This window comes from Rathayibacter sp. AY1F8, from assembly GCF_002932165.1.
In the GTDB taxonomy this organism is placed as follows: Bacteria; Actinomycetota; Actinomycetes; order Actinomycetales; family Microbacteriaceae; genus Rathayibacter.
The window spans coordinates 1883-3556 of the sequence record NZ_PSVB01000043.1 but is presented as its reverse complement, the minus strand read 5'-3'; the positions used below and the strand labels follow the sequence as shown (position 1 = coordinate 3556).

Sequence of the window (1674 nt, the reverse complement as noted above, 5' to 3'; positions counted from 1 at the left end):
GGTCGTACGCTAGGCCCAACGCTTCACCCCGAAGGGATCCATCAAAGGGATTCAGATACTTAGCACTACTGGATTGTCTTGGGCGGTTCTTCGCCGGTACGGGAATATCAACCCGTTGTCCATCGACTACGCCTGTCGGCCTCGCCTTAGGTCCCGACTTACCCAGGGAAGATTAGCTTGACCCTGGAACCCTTGGTCTTCCGGAGGACGGGTTTCTCACCCGTCTTTCGCTACTCATGCCTGCATTCTCACTCGTGTGGCATCCACGGCTGGTTCACACCGCCGCTTCACTCGCCACACGACGCTCTCCTACCCATCAACACGGCTGGACCACGAAGGCCTACCACTAATGTCAATGCCACAACTTCGGTGGCGTGCTTGAGCCCCGTTACATTGTCGGCGCGGAATCACTTGACCAGTGAGCTATTACGCACTCTTTCAAGGGTGGCTGCTTCTAAGCCAACCTCCTGGTTGTCTGTGCAACTCCACATCCTTTCCCACTTAGCACGCGCTTAGGGACCTTAGTTGGTGGTCTGGGTTGTTTCCCTCTCGACTATGAAGCTTATCCCCCACAGTCTCACTGCTGCGCTCTCACTTACCGGCATTCGGAGTTTGGCTGACGTCAGTAAGCTTTTGGGCCCCATCGGCCATCCAGTAGCTCTACCTCCGGCAAGAAACACGCAACGCTGCACCTAAATGCATTTCGGAGAGAACCAGCTATCACGAAGTTTGATTGGCCTTTCACCCCTATCCACAGCTCATCCCCTCCATTTTCAACTGAAGTGGGTTCGGTCCTCCACGACGTCTTACCGTCGCTTCAACCTGGCCATGGATAGATCACTTCGCTTCGGGTCTAGACCCTGCGACTGAATCGCCCTATTCGGACTCGCTTTCGCTACGGCTGCCCCACACGGGTTAACCTCGCCACAGAGCACTAACTCGCAGGCTCATTCTTCAAAAGGCACGCCGTCACCCCTACAAGGAGGCTCCGACGGTTTGTAAGCAAACGGTTTCAGGTACTATTTCACTCCCCTCCCGGGGTACTTTTCACCTTTCCCTCACGGTACTTGTCCGCTATCGGTCATCTGGGAGTATTTAGGCTTATCAGGTGGTCCTGACAGATTCACACGGGATTTCTCGGGCCCCGTGCTACTTGGGATACTCTTCACGCCATAACACCATTTCGACTACGGGGCTCGCACCCGCTCTGGCCAGGCGTTCAAACCTGTTCGTCTATGATGCGCTGTAACGTTCACCGGCCGGCAGACCGGAACGAAAAGTCCCACAACCCCGGCCATGCAACCCCTGCCGGGTATCACACATGACTCGGTTTAGCCTCTTCCGCGTTCGCTCGCCACTACTGACGGAATCACTGTTGTTTTCTCTTCCTGTGGGTACTGAGATGTTTCACTTCCCCACGTTCCCTCTACCCGCCCTATATATTCAGGCGGGAGTCACCAGGTCACCACAAGGGGCCTGGCGGGGTTTCCCCATTCGGAAATCCTCGGATCACAGCTCGTTTATCAGCTCCCCGAGGCTTATCGCAGATTACGACGTCCTTCTTCGGCTCCAGATGCCAAGGCATTCACCGTTTGCTCTTATGAACTTGCTAATCACATGAGTTAAGAAACTACAACTCGAAAAGTTGCAGATCCAATGATTTGCATGACTGGC

General features: G+C 54.7%; 1 rRNA gene (running past one end of the window). It reads right to left on the bottom strand.

Annotated elements, in window-relative coordinates:
- Positions 1–1612: ribosomal RNA gene (locus C5C35_RS16575) — 23S ribosomal RNA — on the bottom strand; it reaches 1603 nt to the left of the window's first position.
- Between the last annotated feature and the right edge of the window lie 62 nt (positions 1613–1674).